Genomic DNA, 17376 nt, shown 5'->3' with positions numbered 1-17376 from the left:
CATCATCTTCCATTAGATGATAGCGGAGCAGAGATACAAACAATTCATAAGGAATTTGCACGTTTTTCATCACTTAATCCTTTCTGCGTCGGTTTGCGTCGATAGCGTCAATATTTTCTATACCAGCCCACTGTAAAAAATACCGTCGCAACCGACGCATATCGTCGCTTTTACTCTCTCGGCTCAAGCCGTTTCAGAACAATCTTCCTTTCATGCCCTCGCTTATTGTCATAGAAAATTCCATAGTTATTAAGCAACTGACTATTGACTACATTCAATTTTCTGGAAAGCACGTTTGCCTGTATCTGCATATCCGGCAACTGGCTCACAAGTTCTGTTGCTGTCCCCTCCCATTCCGGCTTATCCTCTGTCAGAAAATTGTTGATTGCTTCCAGCAGAGGATTCGGCGGTTGTTTCCACAGTTCCGTCTCCGCCTTTTTAAATTTCCAGACGCAGCACTCCCGGTCAAACTCTATGGTCAGTTCCTGATCCGGCTGGTCACGCCCCACAATATCCAGCACCGCCTCATTGTCAGTACGCTTTTTCTTGTGCATGATAAACGCCCCGTCTGCCGCTCCAAGCAACCCATTTGTGCCGGAAATCATATCAAAGCTGTCCTCGGATTCCAGCTTGCGTGTGTGATGAACCACCAGCAGGCAGATACCGTATTTATCGCTGAACGATTTTAACTTTGTCACAATCTCGTAATCACTGGAATAGCTGTACCTGTCCCCGCCAACCTCACGCACTTTCTGGAGCGTGTCAATGATAATCAGCCTTGCGTCTGTATGCTCTTTCAGAAATTCCTCTAATTGCCTGTCTAATCCCTCATTCAAGGTCTTTGCCTGTGTCGCAAAGTACAGGTTATCCGCACATTCCACACCGAACATACCGGAGAGTCGGCGCTGAAGCCTTGCGTAATCATCTTCCAGTGCCAGATACAGCACCGTCCCCTTTCGGACGGGATAATCCCACAGTGGAAGCCCCATTGCCACATGGTAGGCAAGCTGCCCCATAAAGAACGATTTTCCAACTTTCGGCGCACCTACAAAGAGGTAAGTACCGCCGTAGAGAAACCCGTCCACAACCGGTGTTCTCGGTGGATATACGGTATCATACAGTTCCGTCATGGAAACGGTTTGAAGCCCGCCGCTCCTGGATTTCTCCGGGTTTTGTGCGGCTTGCAGATTGATTTGTGCTGTTTCATTTGCTATAATTTCTTTGTGATTTTTTGTATTCGGCTGTTCCCTATCTGCGCCAACAGATAATACGGGAGCAGTCGTTTTTTATTTTTTCTGTCATTCATCTTCTCCTTTCAGACCGTCTAATGTGATTCCGATTACCTGTAACGTATAGAGCAGTTCGTCATTGTCCGGGCTTAATGCTTCCAGCCGCTTCAATTCCTCGTAGATAGCCGCCATTTGATTTTTCAGAGCCTTATACACCCTCGGATTACCCTGTACCACCACGTCCCGGCACAGCAGCCGCCTTGTGATGTAGTCCTGCTTCGTCAATCCCGACAGTGCCACCAAATCGTTAAGCAGATTCGCTTCCTCGTTCGATACCCGGAACGCTACTGTATGATTGCGCCACCGCCCTTTGTAATCAAGTGTTCTTTCCATTTGTATCCTCCTTTGTCATTCGCTCCATTTCCAATTTTTCTGCCATTTCCGTCTGCACCGTAGGGAATAAATGAGCATAGCGGTAAGTGATTTTCTCCGCTTCATGCCCCATGCGCTCCCCAATCGCCAACACCGAAAATCCCATGTCGATTAACAGAGAAACCGCACTATGACGAATATCATGCACACGAATCTTTTTCACTCCTGCCTGCTTCGCCCCTCGCTCCATCTCATGGTTGAGATAGGATTTCGTGACCGTAAACAACCGCTCGTCTGGCTGAATGTCGTAAAGCATTTTGATATATTCCCGTATTTCCTCACAGAGAAATGGCGGCATTTTGATTGTACGGTTACTCTTTTTTGTTTTCGGACTTGTGATAATATCCCGCCCTTTAGATCGGTGAAACGTCTTGCTGATTGTGACTGTCTGCTTCTGAAAATCAAAATCAGCCGGAGTGAGTGCCAGCAGTTCGCCGGAGCGGATTCCGCACCAGTAAAGCATTTCAAAGGCATAATAGGAACGGGGCTTATCCATCATGGCTTCGGAGAATTTCAGATATTCCTCTTTCGTCCAGAAGTCCATTTCTTTCGGAACCTCATTTCCCATTGTGCCGGCCCGCCTTGCCGGATTGTAGGGCAGGTTATAGAAGTTCACAGCATGGTTGAAAATTGCTGTAAGCTGGGCGTGTATGGTTTTCAGATAATCCGCCGAATAAGGCTTCCCTTTCTCGTCCCGGTACGCCATGAGTTCATTCTGCCATGTGATAATGTCTTTTGCTTCAATCTCCGCTATCTTCCGATTTCCGAAATACGGTAAAATCTTTGTGCGGATTACATGGCTTTTGGATTCCCATGTGCTTTCCTTGACACGCTGTTTCTTGTCGGCTTCGTAAACCTCAAAGAAGCTGGCAAATGTCATATCCAGCTTTGCACCTTGTTTCAGCATGGCTTCATGTTCCCACGCCTGTGCTTCCCTCTTCGTAGCAAATCCTCGTTTCTGGGTCTGCTTCCGCTCCCCTTTCCAATTCGTGAAACGATAGATTACCCGCCACGTTCCTGTAGCATTGTCTTTGTATACAGCCATTCAAATCATCTCCTTTCCGCTTAATCGCTGTAACAGACCTTTTTATGAAAAAATGTAGCGTTCACACGACCAGCCACCGTCAGATAGCCCTGTTTCTGTAATTCTGCGTTTAGTTCCCGCACAATCTGGTAGGCTTTTGACTTTGACACCCGCAGTTCCGCTGCCACTTCCTCCACAGTCATAAATGATTTTTCTGCCATTCAGTTATCCTCTCCTTTCTTTATTTAACTGTTTTTGTTTAGGTTGTATCCATGATACTAAATAAATTCCGTTAAGTCAAGTGATTTGCAGAAAAATCTTAACTTTTTTTATTTAAGTTCCTCTTGCTATTCCTATTGCACAATGTTATACTAACTTCAACAGAAATGTTTAAGTCAAGAATGGTTGTATCACTATAACTACAACGGAGGTTTTATTATGGCAATCGGCAAACGAATCCGCTTTTTCCGTAATCGGAAAGGCATGACGCAAAAGCAGTTAGGCGAAATCCTCGGTTTTCTCGGAAAGACCTCTGATGTCCGTATGGCACAGTATGAATCAGAAGCCAGAACGCCGAAGCAAGACCTTGTAAAAGAAATGGCAAATATCTTTGATGTCAGCCCACGAGCAATCACAGTCCCGGAGATTGACAGCTATATCGGGCTTATGCACACACTTTTTGCGCTGGAAGATATGTATGGACTGAAAATCGGAGAGATTGACGGGGAAGTGTGTCTGCGGCTGGACAAGTCCGACTGTTCCACCTATTCCTCCATGTTCAAAATGTTCCACGCATGGCAGGAACAATCTGCCAAGCTGGAACGGGGCGAGATTAGCAAAGAAGAATACGACCAGTGGCGATACAAGTACCCAGAACTTGACACCTCTGGACATTGGGGGAGTGTTCCCTCGCAGGCGGTCAGTGATATGCTTGCCAAAGAATTTCAGGAAATCGAGAAAGAAGAAAAGAAAGCGTCTAAAAAGAAAAAGCAGAAATAAGCATAAAAAGACCTTGCCGATGTTCAGTTTCCATATCTGAAAATCAGCAAGGTTTTTCTCTTATTGAAGTATTCTGTTATTCAGTGAGTGATACCCAAAATGTTGCCAAATCGTTGCCAAAGCTTAAACAAATTTGCTTGCAATCAGCATAAATAAAGGCTTTTTCAAGTTCATTTCATCACTCAAACTCCAGACAGACAGTATGCTATATAAGTGAAAATCATTGATTTTAAGGCATTTTCAGGAACTATCAACCACTAAAATCTATGTGAAAAAAAATAAAAAATGCAATAAAAATGCAATCGAAGTACATTCAGATTTTATAAGATAGACCAGCAAACCTCAATATCATCCAAAAATAGACGTTCAACAATGAGCGTCTATTTTTTGTTTCAAAATTAAATGGGGCTGAAAACAGCCCCGATGGGAATTGGAGATTTGACCCTCCCGGATTCTTCATGTCATGCCAGCCGTAATTTTTTCCATTGCCCCTGCACATTTTAGCAAAAATTCCCAGAAATTCCGTCGCCCACCATAATGCTTTTTACAGTTGTTATTATTGTCATAAGCGTACCTCCTGATATTATAAATCTCCACTGAAATCTACTTTTAAGTTGTTGGGAGTACATGACAGAGCTACATGAGAAAACACAAGCTAACAATCCTAACCATGACTATTTAATTTTTAACACCTAGATAATATCACAACCCTGTAATTTCTTCAATAGCCCCAGAAAGGATGTGATACCACGAAGAAATCACCACCGCCGGAGCGTTCCCCTCCGGCTTCCAGACCGGAACCCGAAACCTACCATCAAACACAACATTCAGAAAGGACAGGTACATCTATATGGAATTAAAATTTGTTATCCCCAACATGGAAAAAACATTCGGCAACTTGGAGTTTGCCGGAGAAGACAAAACAGAACAGAGAAGAATCAACGGACGCATAGCGGTACTCTCTCGCAGCTTCAACCTTTATTCAGACGTACAGAGGGCGGATGATATTGTGGTTATCCTCCCTGCCGAAGCCGGAGAGAAACATTTTGACTTTGAGGAACGTGTAAAGCTCGTCAATCCCCGTATTACCGCAGAGGGCTATAAAATCGGCACAAGGGGCTTTACCAACTACATTTTACACGCTGACGATATGGTAAAAGCATAAGGAAAAGGAGGACATCAGACTATGAGATTAGCAAACGGAATCGTGATTGACAAGGAAGCAACATTCGGGGCATTGAAATTTTCTGCCCTCCGCCGTGAGGTTCACCTCCAGAATGAAGACGGCTCGGTATCAGAAGAAATCAAGGAGCGTACCTATGACTTAAAATCCAGAGGACAGGGGCGTATGATTCAGGTTTCCGTCCCTGCCAGCGTGCCGTTAAAAGAGTTCGATTATAACGCAGAGGTAGAACTTATCAATCCTGTGGCAGATACCGTGGCAACAGCTACCTTTCAGGGGGCAGAGGTGGACTGGTACATCAAGGCAGAGGATATTGTCCTGAAAAAAGGGGCTGCCATGAATCCGCAGCCACCGAAGAAAGACGCTCCCCCTGTAAAATAACAGGAACATAAAAAAACGAAAGGAGGATTGTTCTCATGAAACAGCTTTTCCCCCGTGGAAAACGTATCCGCCCCACGGATAAAGACCTTGTGTTCCATACTGCCCTTGCCGCCCTGTTCCCTGTCTTCCTGCTGGTTGTCCTGCTGTTTCATATCCGGCAGATTGCCGGAACCAACTGGCAGGAAGTGTCCCTTTCCCAGATAATACAGGATGTAAATATCCCTTACCTGTTATTCAGTATGGGCGTGGCAGGCTGGTGTGTCTTGCAGCAGTTCTTCTGTTCTGGCGATACCGCAGGGACGAAGTAAAACAGCTCATCCACCGCCAAAAGCTGGCAAGGATGGTGTTGGAAAACAAGTGGTATGAATCGGAACAGAGAAAGGAAGACACTTTTTTCAAGGACTTGTCTTCCAGCCGTTCCAAAGAAGCCATCACTTACTTTCCAAAAATCTACTACCGGATGAAACAGGGCTTGCTCCATATCCGTGTGGAAATCACCTTGGGGAAATATCAGGAGCAGCTTTTAAACTTGGAGAAAAAGCTGGAAAGCGGCTTGTACTGTGAGCTGACGGATAAGGAATTAAAAGATTCCTATGTGGAATACACCCTGCTTTATGATACCATTGCCAACCGTATTTCCATTGAGGATGTACAGGCAAAGGACGGCAGGCTTCGGCTTATGGAAAATGTCTGGTGGGAGTATGATAAGCTCCCCCATATGCTCATTGCCGGAGGAACCGGCGGTGGAAAGACCTACTTTATCCTAACCCTTATTGAAGCCCTGCTCCGCACCAACGCCATCCTGTTCGTGTTAGACCCCAAAAACGCCGACCTTGCGGATTTACAGGCGGTTATGCCGGATGTGTACTACAAAAAGGAGGATATGCTTTCCTGCATTGACCGTTTCTATGAGGAAATGATGAAACGCAGCGAAGACATGAAGCTCATGGAGAATTACCGGACAGGGGAAAACTACGCTTACTTGGGGCTTCCGGCAAATTTCCTTATCTTTGATGAATATGTGGCATTTATGGAAATGCTCGGCACAAAAGAAAACGCCGCTGTCCTCAACAAGTTAAAACAAATCGTTATGCTTGGGCGGCAGGCTGGCTTCTTCCTGATTCTCGCCTGCCAGCGTCCGGACGCAAAGTATCTGGGGGACGGAATCCGTGACCAGTTCAATTTCCGTGTGGCTCTGGGGCGGATGTCGGAAATGGGCTATGGGATGATGTTCGGGGAAACCACAAAGGACTTCTTCCTAAAGCAGATAAAGGGGCGTGGCTATGTGGATGTGGGAACTAGCGTTATCTCGGAGTTTTACACGCCCCTTGTACAAAAAGGACACGATTTCCTCAAAGAAATAAAAAAACTGACAGACAGCAGGCAGGGAGTGCAGGCGGCGTGCGAAGCGAAAGCCGCAGAAGCGGACTGACCTGCTGTGGCTGGTGTGCCGCAAGGCACGCCAGCATAAACCCCTCGTATCTAACAGAGGGGTACAAATCGACAGGCAACAACCAAACAACAGGGCAGAATCCCATGGTACACAAGGGATTTTCCCATATCCGGCGTGTGTCAACAAGGCTCTGAAAGTTGACATACGCTTTTTTAGACAGGAGGGATTTTCACTGAATGAAGAAACATGGGTACGGGACATCAAAGAAAAACGGGAAAGTTACGGTATCTCACAACAGAAACTTGCCCTAGCTGCCGGAATCACCCGTCCGTACCTGAGCGACATTGAAACAGGCAAGGCTCACCCGTCCGAAGTATTACAGGAAGCCATCACGGAAGCTCTGGAACGATTCAACCCAGACGCTCCCCTTGAAATGCTCTTTGACTATGTGCGGATTCGCTTTCCCACTACGGATGTGAAGCATATCGTGGAAGACGTGCTGCGGCTAAAGCTCCCCTACTTTATCCATGAAGACTACGGTTTCTACTCTTACACAGAGCATTACTATCTGGGGGATATTTTCGTTCTGGTATCACCGGAACTGGAAAAAGGGGTGCTGCTGGAACTGAAAGGGCGTGGCTGCCGCCAGTTTGAAAGCTATCTGCTGGCACAGGAACGGAGCTGGTATGAGTTTTTCATGGATGTTCTCATGGAGGACGGCGTGATGAAGCGGCTTGACCTCGCCATCAATGACAAAACGGGAATCCTGAACATTCCCCATCTGACAGAGAAGTGCCGGAATGAGGAATGTATCTCGGTCTTCCGCAGCTTCAAAAGCTACCGCAGCGGCGAACTGGTACGGCGTGAGGAAAAAGAATGTATGGGGAACACCCTGTATATCGGCTCCCTCCAAAGTGAGGTGTACTTCTGCATTTACGAAAAGGACTATGAGCAGTACAAAAAGCATGATATTCCCATTGCGGACGCAGAGGTAAAGAACCGCTTTGAAATCCGGCTGAAAAATGAGCGTGCCTTTTACGCCATCCGTGACCTGTTAGAACATGACAATCCAGAACGGACAGCCTTTCAAATCATCAACCGCTATGTCCGGTTCGTGGACAAGGACGATACGAAACCCCGTTCTGACTGGCGTATCAGTGAGGAATGGGCGTGGTTCATTGGGGAACACAGGGGAAGCCTGAAACTGACAACCAAACCGGAACCCTATTCCTTTGAACGCACCCTGCACTGGCTCTCCCATCAGGTAGCACCCACATTAAAGCTGGCTCTCCGTCTGGATAAGATGAACCACACCCAGATTGTCCATGACATCATCACCCATGCAAAGCTGACGGAGAAGCACGAAAAAATCCTGAAGCAGCAAGCCGCCGCTGCAAAAGAGGTGGTGCTTTAACGGCGGCAATTTTGGAACCTAAGAACTCTTACAGGAAAGAAAGGAGCTTTTATGAATTTCGGACAGAATCTTTACAACTGGTTTTTATCCAACGCCCAGTCCCTTGTGCTGCTGGCAATCGTGGTAATTGGACTGTACCTCGGATTTAAGAGGGAATTTTCCAAACTTATCGGTTTTCTGGTAGTTTCCCTTGTAGCGGTTGGGCTGGTCTTCAATGCGGACGGTGTAAAGGACATCTTACTGGAACTGTTCAATAAGATTATCGGTGCATAGAAAAACCCATTTTACACTTCCGTTATGGAGCAAGCTCTGATTGCTTCATGGCGGAAGTCCACTAGGGGCTTGGGGAGCGTAACTCCCCAAAAGAAAGAAGATGTAATATGATAGTGTATGATAATTGAGATAAACTAAGAATGGTGGTATAATTTCTTTATATAGTAATTGAAAGCGGAGGAAATGTATGAAGGATTTTATTGATTTTTTGAAATTACCACCGAACATTTTAGGAGCTTTATCTATTGCCAGTGGTACATTATTATTATTGCCTCAAAAGTTAGCCCAAAAGTTTTATATTATAAATTTTCGAGAAAAATATGGTTTTACAATAGGCATTGTTTTTGTGATTTCCACAGCCTTACTAATAGTTTTATTACTATCTAAAATTTTTCATTTCTTTTATGACAAGTATGCTTCAAAGAGATTAGGAACTGCTCAGATTAAATATTTGAAAAATATGACACCAGAACAGGTGACAATCATTCGGGAGTTTTTACGTGAACCAACTCACACCCTGCCATTACCCATGAACAATGGATTAGTAATAGAACTTCAACATTTACAAATATTAACCCCTGCCGGACAAACTCATTTAGTAAGTATGTTAGACCCACAAATCAATTATTTTTTACAACCTTGGGTAATTAAAAAAATCAATAGTGATGAAGAATTAAAGCGAATATTTTATTAGAAAAATGGCAACTGACAAACAAAGTTAGTTGCCATTTTTGTTCTAAGAAAGGACGTGATACTAATTGAGAAAATGAGAATCTACATCCTGAACACCACACGGTTTTACCATGAGGATTTTGAGGAGTACCCTGGGGCATGGTTTTCCTGTCCCGTGGATTTTGAGGAAGTCAAGGAACGTCTTGGCGTTCAGAGTGAGGAAGAAATCGAAATTGAAGACTATGAGCTGCCGTTTCCGTTGGAGGGCAACACAAGGCTCTGGGAAATCAACGCCCTTTGCCGGATGGTACAGGAAATGCAGGGAACGCCCCTCTATTATGAAATGGATGTGGTACAAAAGCGGTGGTTTTCCAGCTTTACGGAATTTATCGACCACAAAGACCAGATACGCTGCTATCCGGTTCAGGACGGGGAATCCCTCGCCCGTTATCTGGTGCAGGAGGTACAGATATTTGGAGAAGTACATCCAGACCTGTTGAACCATATCGACTACGCTTCCATTGGTCGGGAGCTGGAAACCAGCGAAAACTATCTGTTTACGGACAATGGTATCTTTTATTACCGCTAAAAGGAGGTGGAGGAACTTGGAAGAAATGCGGATTTACATTGCCAACTTAGGAAAATACAATGAGGGCGAACTGGTAGGGGCATGGTTCACGCCGCCTGTGGATTTTGAGGAAGTCAAGGAACGTATCAGTTTGAATGATGAATATGAGGAATACGCCATCCATGACTATGAACTACCCTTTGAGATTGACGAATATACCCCCATTGAGGAAGTCAACCGCCTGTGTGAAATGGTGGAGGACTTACCGGAGTACATTCAGGAGGAACTATCAGAGCTGCAATCCTACTTTGGCAGTATCGAAGAACTCTGTGAGCATGAAGACGATATTATCTGCCATTCCGGCTGTGACGATATGGCGGATGTGGCTCGCTACTATCTGGAAGAAAGCGGACAGCTTGGAGAACTTCCGGCACACTTACAAAACTATATCGACTATGCAGCCTATGGGCGTGACATGGAATTGGAGGGAACCTTTGTTGTCACGAACCACGGCGTATATGAAATCTTACGGTAGACCCGTCTGTATCTCTTTCAGGAAATACAGGCGGATTTTTTATTCAGGGGCGGCTCTTTTGCTGTCCCCATCTTTTAGAAAGGACGGACAACATGAAGAAAATACGAAGCTATACCAGTATCTGGTCGGTGGAAAAGGTACTCTATTCCATCAATGATTTTAAGCTGCCATTCCCCATCACGTTCACACAGATGGCGTGGTTCGTGGTATCGGTGTTTGCAGTTATGCTCTTGGGGAACCTCCCTCCTTCATTCATTGACGGGGCATTTTTAAAATATTTCGGCGTACCTTTTGCCCTCACTTGGTTCATGTGCCAGAAGACCTTTGACGGGAAGAAGCCTTACGGCTTCCTGAAATCCGTACTGGCATATCTGGTACGCCCGAAACTGACCTATGCAGGAAAGCCCGTGAAGCTGGAAAAGGAATATCCAGCACAGCCCATCACGGCAGTAAGGAGTGATATTTATGGCATATCCGATTAAATATATCGAAAATAACCTTGTGTTCAACCATGACGGGGAGTGCTTCGCTTACTATGAGCTGCTTCCCTACAACTATTCCTTTTTAAGCCCTGAACAGAAATATCAGGTACACGATTCGTTCCGGCAGCTTATCGCCCAGAACAGGGACGGGAAGATTCACGCCCTGCAAATCAGCACCGAATCCAGCATACGGGCAGCACAGGAACGCTCCAAACAGGAAGTAACAGGCAAGTTAAAAGATATTGCCTGTGCAAAGATTGACGCACAGACCGAAGCCCTGATTTCCATGATAGGGGAAAATCAGGTGGACTACCGCTTTTTTATCGGCTTCAAGCTGCTTGTCAATGAGCAGGAAGTCACCATGAAGCAGTTTCGCAGGGAAGCAAAGACCGCCGTTTCCGATTTTCTCCATGAAGTCAACCACAAACTCATGGGAGATTTTGTTTCCATGAGCAATGAAGAAATCTGGCGGTTTCAGAAGATGGAAAAGCTGCTGGAAAGTAAAATCTCACGCCGCTTCAAAGTCCGGCGGCTTAACAAGGACGATTTTGGCTATCTGATTGAGCATTTATACGGGCAGACCGGAACCGCCTACGAAGATTATGAGTATTATCTTCCGAAGAAACGGTTTCAGGAGGAAACGCTGGTGAAATACTATGACCTCATCAAACCCACCCGTTGTCTGATAGAGGAAAACCAGCGGTATCTGAAAATCGAACAGGAAGACGGGACAGTTTATGCCGCCTACTTTACTATCAACAGCATTGTAGGGGAACTGGACTTCCCATCCTCGGAAATCTTTTACTATCAGCAGCAGCAATTTACTTTTCCCATTGATACCTCTATGAATGTGGAGATTGTGACAAACCGGAAAGCCCTCTCCACGGTGCGGAACAAGAAAAAAGAGCTGAAAGATTTGGACAACCACGCATGGCAGAATGACAGTGAAACCAGTACAAACGTGGTGGACGCTTTAGACAGCGTAAATGAGCTGGAATCCACCTTAGACCAGAGCAAGGAATCTATGTATAAGCTGTCCTATGTGGTGCGTGTGACGGCTCCCGACTTGGAAGAACTGAAACGCCGCTGCAATGAGGTGAAAGATTTTTATGACGATTTGAACGTGAAGCTGGTTCGCCCCTTTGGAGATATGCTGGGGCTGCATGGGGAATTTCTCCCTGCCAGCAAGCGGTATCTGAACGATTACATCCAGTATGTCACCAGCGACTTCCTCGCTGGTCTTGGCTTCGGGGCAACCCAGATGTTGGGGGAACCGGAGGGCATTTATATCGGGTACAGCCTTGATACGGGAAGAAACGTGTACTTAAAGCCTGCCCTTGCCAGTCAAGGAGTAAAAGGCTCCGTCACTAACGCCCTTGCTGCCGCTTTTGTCGGCTCCCTCGGCGGTGGAAAATCATTCAGCAACAACATGATTGTCTATTATTCCGTATTATTTGGGGCACAGGCTCTCATTGTTGACCCGAAAGCAGAACGGGGACGGTGGAAAGAAACCCTGCCGGAAATCGCCCATGAAATCAATATCGTAAACCTGACTTCGGAGGAACAGAACAGGGGCTTACTTGACCCGTATGTGATTATGGAGAACCCAAAGGATTCCGAATCACTGGCAATCGACATCCTGACTTTTTTAACAGGCATTTCCAGCCGTGACGGAGAGAAGTTCCCTGTTCTTCGGAAAGCCATCCGTGCGGTAACAAACAGTGAGGAACGGGGGCTTTTCAAGGTGATTGAAGAACTTCGGGCGGAGGGAACCACCATCAGCACCAGCATAGCCGACCATATCGAATCCTTTACGGACTATGACTTTGCACACCTGCTCTTTTCGGATGGGGATGTCACACAGTCCATCAGCCTTGAAAAGCAACTCAACATCATTCAAGTGGCGGATTTGGTGCTGCCGGATAAGGAAACCTCGTTTGAAGAATACACCACAATGGAGCTACTTTCCGTGGCAATGCTCATTGTAATCAGCACCTTTGCCCTCGACTTCATCCATACCGACCGCAGCGTGTTTAAGATTGTGGATTTGGATGAAGCATGGAGCTTCTTACAGGTGGCACAGGGCAAGACACTCTCCATGAAGCTGGTTCGTGCCGGACGTGCCATGAACGCAGGCGTTTACTTTGTCACCCAGAACACGGACGATTTGCTGGATGAAAAGCTGAAAAACAATCTGGGCTTGAAATTTGCGTTCCGTTCCACAGACATCAACGAAATCAAGAAGACCCTTGCCTTTTTCGGGGTGGATTCCGAAGATGAAAACAACCAGAAGCGGCTCCGTGACTTGGAAAACGGACAGTGCCTTATCAGTGATTTATACGGGCGTGTGGGAGTCATACAGTTCCATCCTATCTTTGAAGACCTGTTCCATGCCTTTGATACCAGACCGCCCGTAAGAAAAGAGGTGGAATGATGGTGATACATAGAACTTCCAACGGGCAGCAACTCCCTGTTCCCTATTCAGCCAAAAAGGGGTTATCTTGGAAAATAGCAGGAAAAGTGATTGGCAGGGTACTTCTGGCACTCCTGCTCATCCTCCTGCTGCTTGCAGTCTTCGGCACAGCCGCCCATGCTGCCGGACTGGTGGATGATACGGTGGACGCTGCCAACGAATACAGCAAATATCCTCTGGACAACTACCAGCTTGATTTTTATGTGGACAGCGGATGGGACTGGCTCCCGTGGAACTGGCTGGACGGTATCGGAAAACAGGTGATGTACGGGCTGTATGCCATCACAAATTTTATCTGGACAATCAGCCTGTACCTTTCCAACGCCACGGGGTATCTGATTCAGGAAGCCTACTCGCTGGACTTCATTTCCTCTACGGCGGATTCCATTGGGAAAAATATGCAGACCCTTGCAGGCGTTACCACAGGCGGCTTGTCCTCGGAGGGATTTTATATCGGGTTCCTGCTGATTCTCATTCTGGTGGTGGGGCTTTACGTTGCCTACACAGGGCTTATCAAACGGGAAACCACAAAAGCCATCCATGCCGTTGTCAATTTCGTGGTGGTGTTCGTGCTGTCCGCTGCCTTTATCGCCTATGCCCCTGATTATATCGGGAAAATCAATGAATTTTCCGCAGACATCAGCAATGCCAGCCTGACCCTTGGTACAAAGATTGTGCTGCCGAACTCGGAAAGTCAAGGAAAAGACAGCGTGGATTTGATACGGGACAGCCTGTTTTCCATTCAGGTCAAGCAGCCGTGGCTCCTGCTGCAATACGGCAACTCGGATATGGAAAGTATTGGGGCTGACCGTGTGGAACGCCTGCTCTCAACCAGCCCAAACGAAAACAACGGGCAGGACAGGGAAGAAATCGTGGTGGTGGAAATCGAAGACAGGGAAAATACCAACCTTACCATCACAAAGACCATCAACCGCTTGGGAACCGTCTTCTTCCTGTTTATGTTCAATATCGGTATCTCCGTTTTTGTATTCCTGCTCACGGGGATAATGATTTTTTCACAGGTGCTTTTTATCATCTATGCCATGTTCCTGCCTGTGAGCTTCCTCCTTAGCATGGTTCCCTCTTTTGAGGGAATGTCAAAGCGTGCCATTACGAAACTGTTCAACACCATCCTTACCAGAGCCGGAATCACTCTGATTATCACGGTAGCGTTCAGCATTTCCACCATGCTCTACAACCTGTCTGGGGAATATCCGTTCTTCCTGACGGCGTTCTTGCAGATAGTGACTTTTGCCGGAATCTATTTCAAGCTGGGAGATTTAATGGGGATGTTCTCCTTACAGAGCGGCGATTCTCAAAGTATGGGAAGCCGTATCATGCGAAGACCCCGTATGCTCATGTACGCCCATATGCACCGTTTACAGCATAAGTTAGGACGTTCCGTGGCGGCTCTTGGGGCTAGAACGGCTGCATACCACGCAGGAAAACAGGCTGGCTCAGACCAGAGAAATGCTTCCCACTCCGGCTCTTCCAAACGGACACAGACAGACCACAGCAGACCAGACGGACAGGCAGCACTGGAAAAGGAATCCGTATGGAAACGGGCTGGTTCTGCGGTAGGTGCGGCGGCAGATACCAAAGATAAGATAGCCGATACTGCCGGACAGCTTCGGGAACAGGCAAAGGATTTGCCCGTCAATGCAAAGTACGCCCTTTACCACGGGAAAACACAGGTATCAGAGGGAGTACGGGATTTTACTTCCAACGTGACCCAGACCCGAACTGCCAGAGCCGAACAGCGAAACGCACAGGCAGAAAGCCGCAGACAGACCATTGCAGAACGCAGGGCGGAACTGGAACAGGCAAAACAACCGCAACAAAGAGCTTCCGAAGCACCCAAAGGGGCAGCTCCTGTCCATGAACGCCCTGTTACTGCAAAACAGCCAGAGGATTTTCGACATCATGCAGATACCACTCATGCAGGAAAACCAGCCATACAGCCAGCTTCCCCATCCATCAGGGAACGGGGACAGGTTTCTTATGGGGGAACTGTGGCGGAACGGGCTTCGGTTCCGGTGGTAAAAGCAGCTTCCATCCACCATGAACAAACACCGCCTGTAAGGACAGAACGCCAGATACTCCCTCCGATTTCCCCAGACAAACCAGAGGAAAGACAAAAGACAACTCCAACCATCACCCTTGCTGCTCCCCGTCCGGCAAGACCTGTCCAAAACGATACGGCTCCTGTGATACCGGAAGTAAAACGGGCTGCCCCTGTGGTAAAAGAATCGAACTTTACCATCCGGCGTACCACAGCCAGAAAGGAGTGGACAAAAACGGTAAAAACGGCTGCCAAACAAAAGAAAGGGGAGAAACCATGAAGTTAAGACACCTTTTCTTTGCCTGTTCCGGCGTGTTCGTGATGATGTTCTCCCTGCTCCTTTTGGTGGTGATTGTCTTCTCGGATGAGGAAGACGGCGGAAGCGGCGGAAACCTTATCTATGGGGGCGTGAGCGTATCACAGGAAGTCCTCGCCCATAAACCTATGCTGGAAAAGTATGCAAAGGAATATGGCATAGAGGAATACTTAAATGTGCTGCTCGCCATCATTCAGGTGGAATCCGGCGGCACGCTGGAAGACGTTATGCAGTCCTCGGAATCTCTGGGGCTTCCCCCGAACTCCCTTAGTACAGAGGAATCCATCAAACAGGGCTGTAAATATTTCTCGGAACTGCTCGCAGCGGCAGAAACAAAGGGCTGTGACTTAAACAGCGTGATTCAATCCTATAATTACGGCGGCGGTTTCCTAGACTATGTGGCAGGACACGGAAAAAAATACACCTTTGAACTGGCAGAGAGCTTCGCAAGGGACAAATCCGGCGGAAAGAAAGTCACCTACACCAACCCTGTTGCGGTAGAGAAAAACGGAGGCTGGCGGTATTCCTACGGAAATATGTTCTATGTCCTCTTGGTATCGCAATACCTGACCGTGGCACAGTTTGATGATGAAACGGTGCAGGCTATCATGGAGGAAGCCTTAAAGTATGAGGGATGGACGTATGTGTACGGGGGTGATTCTCCCTCCACTTCCTTTGACTGTTCGGGACTGGTGCAGTGGTGCTATGGCAAGGCAGGAATCGCCCTGCCACGGACAGCACAGGAACAGTACAATGTAACGCAGCACATCCCCCTGTCCGAAGCAAAAGCAGGGGATTTGGTCTTTTTCCACTCCACCTACAACGCCGGAACCTACATCACCCATGTGGGACTGTATGTGGGAAATAACCGGATGTACCATGCCGGAAATCCCATTGGTTATGCAGACCTGACAGGTTCCTACTGGCAACAGCACTTTGCCGGAGCCGGACGAATCAAACAATAAGAAAGGATGAACCGATATGATTCAGATTAGAAAAGAGGATAACCAGAAAAAGCAGAAAGAAAAGAAACTGAAAGTTTACAAAGTCAATACCCACAAAAAAACTGTGATTGCCCTGTGGGTGCTGCTGGCAGTGAGCTTCCTGTTTGCCGTCTATAAGAATTTCACGGCGATAGACATTCATACTGTCCATGAAACCAAAGTAATTGAAGAAACCATCCTCGACACCCACAAGATAGAAAACTTTGTGGAGAATTTCGCAGAAGTCTACTATTCATGGGAACAGTCTGCCGCTTCCATTGATAACCGGACAAATGCTTTAAAAGGGTATCTCACCGGAGAACTGCAAGCCCTGAATGTAGATACTGTCCGAAAGGACATCCCCGTATCGTCTGCCCTGACTGATTTTCAGATATGGGAAATCACAGAAGAAAAGGAGCAGCATTATCAAGTGACCTATACGGTGGAACAGCATATCACAGAGGGAGAATCCGTTAAAACTGTCCGTTCCGCTTATCAGGTGACCGTCTATGTGGACGGCTCTGGAAACCTGACGATTATCCAGAATCCAACCATTACCAGTGTTCCCGTAAAATCCGGTTACACTCCCAAAGCGGTACAAAGTGACGGTACGGTGGATTCCATCACCACAGAGGAAATCAACGAATTTCTCACTACCTTTTTCAAGCTGTACCCTACGGCAACCGCAAAGGAGCTGACCTATTATGTGAATGAGGGCGTGCTGAAACCTGGGGGGAAAGAATACATTTTCTCGGAACTGGTGAATCCAGTTTACAATCGAAACGGAAATCAGGTGACAGCTTCCCTTGCAGTGAAATATCTGGATAACCAGACCATGACAACACAGGTATCGCAGTTTGACCTTGTGCTGGAAAAGAACGGGGAAAACTGGAAGATTGTGAAATAGTTATAGAAAAACGTGCATTTCTCATTTGAGATTTGCACGTTTCTCTTATA

General features: G+C 46.9%; 17 protein-coding genes and 1 pseudogene. 14 read left to right on the top strand and 4 right to left on the bottom strand.

Translation table 11 applies throughout. The features are described from left to right. Positions 1-170: 170 nt before the first annotated feature. The 4 genes from DWZ16_RS13575 to DWZ16_RS13560 all read right to left on the bottom strand — a co-directional run bounded on the left by DWZ16_RS13575 (position 171) and on the right by DWZ16_RS13560 (position 2906). Positions 171-1187, bottom strand: a complete 1017-nt coding sequence (locus DWZ16_RS13575; protein WP_412694355.1) for a helicase RepA family protein — start codon at positions 1185-1187, stop codon at positions 171-173. A 111-nt stretch (positions 1188-1298) separates the two neighbouring features. Further along, positions 1299-1622 (bottom strand): plasmid mobilization protein, encoded by a 324-nt coding sequence (locus DWZ16_RS13570; RefSeq protein ID WP_021869175.1) that lies wholly within the window; start codon positions 1620-1622, stop codon positions 1299-1301. Continuing rightward, entirely contained in the window at positions 1606-2706 is a 1101-nt protein-coding gene (locus tag DWZ16_RS13565) for a site-specific integrase (protein ID WP_118523037.1), read from the bottom strand. Before DWZ16_RS13565 ends, DWZ16_RS13570 begins: the two co-directional genes overlap by 17 nt. A gap of 20 nt (positions 2707-2726) precedes the next feature. Next, complete coding sequence (locus DWZ16_RS13560) at positions 2727-2906, bottom strand: DNA-binding protein (protein WP_021869173.1); 180 nt, start codon at positions 2904-2906, stop codon at positions 2727-2729. 217 nt (positions 2907-3123) lie between these two features. Here DWZ16_RS13560 and DWZ16_RS13555 point away from each other — a divergent pair, with 217 nt between their 5' ends. The 14 genes and pseudogenes from DWZ16_RS13555 to DWZ16_RS13485 all read left to right on the top strand — a co-directional run bounded on the left by DWZ16_RS13555 (position 3124) and on the right by DWZ16_RS13485 (position 17326). After that, complete coding sequence (locus DWZ16_RS13555; protein WP_118523036.1) at positions 3124-3684, top strand: helix-turn-helix domain-containing protein; 561 nt, start codon at positions 3124-3126, stop codon at positions 3682-3684. Positions 3685-4534: 850 nt separating this feature from the next. Then, positions 4535-4849, top strand: coding sequence for a YdcP family protein (locus DWZ16_RS13550; protein ID WP_015552526.1), 315 nt, complete (start codon positions 4535-4537; stop codon positions 4847-4849). Positions 4850-4870: 21 nt separating this feature from the next. Further along, positions 4871-5248, top strand: a complete 378-nt coding sequence (locus tag DWZ16_RS13545) for a YdcP family protein (RefSeq protein WP_015552525.1) — start codon at positions 4871-4873, stop codon at positions 5246-5248. 35 nt (positions 5249-5283) lie between these two features. Next, positions 5284-6680: pseudogene (locus DWZ16_RS13540) on the top strand (FtsK/SpoIIIE domain-containing protein). A 163-nt stretch (positions 6681-6843) separates the two neighbouring features. After that, entirely contained in the window at positions 6844-8055 is a 1212-nt protein-coding gene (gene mobT, locus DWZ16_RS13530) for a MobT family relaxase (RefSeq protein WP_244353836.1), read from the top strand. 51 nt (positions 8056-8106) lie between these two features. Beyond that, positions 8107-8328, top strand: a complete 222-nt coding sequence (locus tag DWZ16_RS13525) for a hypothetical protein (protein WP_002570387.1) — start codon at positions 8107-8109, stop codon at positions 8326-8328. A gap of 187 nt (positions 8329-8515) precedes the next feature. Then, positions 8516-9022 carry a superinfection exclusion B family protein gene (locus tag DWZ16_RS13520; protein ID WP_011861920.1) on the top strand — a complete coding sequence of 169 codons (507 nt, stop codon included), beginning with the start codon at positions 8516-8518 and terminating at the stop codon, positions 9020-9022. A gap of 72 nt (positions 9023-9094) precedes the next feature. Further along, positions 9095-9589, top strand: coding sequence for an antirestriction protein ArdA (locus DWZ16_RS13515; RefSeq protein WP_015552522.1), 495 nt, complete (start codon positions 9095-9097; stop codon positions 9587-9589). Positions 9590-9605: 16 nt separating this feature from the next. Further along, positions 9606-10103 (top strand): antirestriction protein ArdA, encoded by a 498-nt coding sequence (locus DWZ16_RS13510; RefSeq protein ID WP_109258194.1) that lies wholly within the window; start codon positions 9606-9608, stop codon positions 10101-10103. Positions 10104-10195: 92 nt separating this feature from the next. Beyond that, positions 10196-10585 (top strand): conjugal transfer protein, encoded by a 390-nt coding sequence (locus DWZ16_RS13505; RefSeq protein ID WP_118523035.1) that lies wholly within the window; start codon positions 10196-10198, stop codon positions 10583-10585. Beyond that, entirely contained in the window at positions 10569-13019 is a 2451-nt protein-coding gene (locus DWZ16_RS13500; RefSeq protein ID WP_015552521.1) for an ATP-binding protein, read from the top strand. The genes DWZ16_RS13505 and DWZ16_RS13500 overlap by 17 nt, the downstream gene beginning before the upstream one ends. Positions 13020-13735: 716 nt before the next feature. Beyond that, the gene (locus DWZ16_RS13495) at positions 13736-15400 is read left to right on the top strand and encodes a CD3337/EF1877 family mobilome membrane protein (RefSeq protein ID WP_347560891.1); all 1665 of its coding nucleotides are present in this window, start codon (positions 13736-13738) and stop codon (positions 15398-15400) included. Then, positions 15397-16401, top strand: coding sequence for a lysozyme family protein (locus DWZ16_RS13490; RefSeq protein WP_015552520.1), 1005 nt, complete (start codon positions 15397-15399; stop codon positions 16399-16401). Before DWZ16_RS13495 ends, DWZ16_RS13490 begins: the two co-directional genes overlap by 4 nt. A 16-nt stretch (positions 16402-16417) precedes the next feature. After that, a complete protein-coding gene (locus tag DWZ16_RS13485; protein ID WP_117942768.1) occupies positions 16418-17326 on the top strand; it encodes a conjugal transfer protein in 909 nt (302 codons plus the stop codon). Positions 17327-17376 lie beyond the last annotated feature (50 nt).

The sequence above is a fragment of the Clostridium sp. AF29-8BH genome (genome assembly GCF_003478145.1).
Lineage (GTDB): Bacteria > Bacillota > Clostridia > Lachnospirales > Lachnospiraceae > Otoolea > Otoolea fessa.
The sequence above is the reverse complement of the archived record's forward strand: the minus strand, read 5'-3'. Positions and strand labels throughout refer to the sequence as shown.

What these genes read in the sequence shown, in the direction of transcription:
- DWZ16_RS13485 (WP_117942768.1), top strand. Translation starts at nt 16,418, where the DNA reads ATGATTCAGATTAGAAAAGAGGATAACCAGAAAAAGCAGAAAGAAAAG.
- DWZ16_RS13500 (WP_015552521.1), top strand. Translation starts at nt 10,569, where the DNA reads ATGGCATATCCGATTAAATATATCGAAAATAACCTTGTGTTCAACCAT.
- DWZ16_RS13565 (WP_118523037.1), bottom strand. Translation starts at nt 2,706, where the DNA reads ATGGCTGTATACAAAGACAATGCTACAGGAACGTGGCGGGTAATCTAT.
- DWZ16_RS13570 (WP_021869175.1), bottom strand. Translation starts at nt 1,622, where the DNA reads ATGGAAAGAACACTTGATTACAAAGGGCGGTGGCGCAATCATACAGTA.
- DWZ16_RS13550 (WP_015552526.1), top strand. Translation starts at nt 4,535, where the DNA reads ATGGAATTAAAATTTGTTATCCCCAACATGGAAAAAACATTCGGCAAC.
- DWZ16_RS13505 (WP_118523035.1), top strand. Translation starts at nt 10,196, where the DNA reads ATGAAGAAAATACGAAGCTATACCAGTATCTGGTCGGTGGAAAAGGTA.
- DWZ16_RS13490 (WP_015552520.1), top strand. Translation starts at nt 15,397, where the DNA reads ATGAAGTTAAGACACCTTTTCTTTGCCTGTTCCGGCGTGTTCGTGATG.
- DWZ16_RS13545 (WP_015552525.1), top strand. Translation starts at nt 4,871, where the DNA reads ATGAGATTAGCAAACGGAATCGTGATTGACAAGGAAGCAACATTCGGG.
- DWZ16_RS13515 (WP_015552522.1), top strand. Translation starts at nt 9,095, where the DNA reads ATGAGAATCTACATCCTGAACACCACACGGTTTTACCATGAGGATTTT.
- DWZ16_RS13520 (WP_011861920.1), top strand. Translation starts at nt 8,516, where the DNA reads ATGAAGGATTTTATTGATTTTTTGAAATTACCACCGAACATTTTAGGA.
- DWZ16_RS13560 (WP_021869173.1), bottom strand. Translation starts at nt 2,906, where the DNA reads ATGGCAGAAAAATCATTTATGACTGTGGAGGAAGTGGCAGCGGAACTG.
- DWZ16_RS13525 (WP_002570387.1), top strand. Translation starts at nt 8,107, where the DNA reads ATGAATTTCGGACAGAATCTTTACAACTGGTTTTTATCCAACGCCCAG.
- DWZ16_RS13555 (WP_118523036.1), top strand. Translation starts at nt 3,124, where the DNA reads ATGGCAATCGGCAAACGAATCCGCTTTTTCCGTAATCGGAAAGGCATG.